The 587-nt window shown below is 62.0% G+C and carries 1 protein-coding gene; it reads right to left on the reverse strand.

Annotated elements, in window-relative coordinates; all coding sequences use genetic code 11:
- Positions 1-524: TraX family protein (locus ACWKV5_RS29645; protein ID WP_483844153.1), on the reverse strand; the 524-nt coding region annotated here is incomplete at its 3' end.
- Between the last annotated feature and the right edge of the window lie 63 nt (positions 525-587).

Consider the following 587-nt stretch of genomic DNA (forward strand, 5'->3'; position numbering starts at 1 on the left):
CGGCAATAGAACCATGCGGCAACACAGGCGATCACACCAGGCCACCAAAACTCAACCAGCGCGCCTCCCACCAGGAACACTGCGCCTGCGCCAACAGCGCTCAGCGTCGTTCCTCTCGATAGCAGCTCGATCATCGCGACGGCCACTGCGAGCGTCGCCATGATGTTTAGCGGCCACCACCCAAATAGCACGTCACCAAGCGCGATGTACGGCACCGTGCTTGCCGCACCTATCAGCAACAGACGGGCGAGTGTTCGCTTGCCCCCGCCCCGCTCTATCGACCCCGGCCTGGCGAGGTTGAACGCCAGCACAAATGCAAACAGCGGCATGACCAGTCGACCAGCAAAGAAGGCGGTCGCGGACGCCTCGTGGAACACGTACTTGTTGACGTGGTCCACCACCATCAGAAGCAGCGCTATCCACTTGATCGCTTCTACCGTACCGTTGGCCAAGGCCAAGGGTGGCGGAAAAAAACCGCGACCACCGGCCGCGGTTTTCACTTGCGCACCACTACCGCGCGTCATCGTTCGAGCCCCGCAGTCTTTTCACGGTCCTGCTGGCGGACGCGCACCTGGTCAGGCCGAACT

This window comes from Pseudomonas oplopanacis, from assembly GCF_057128725.1.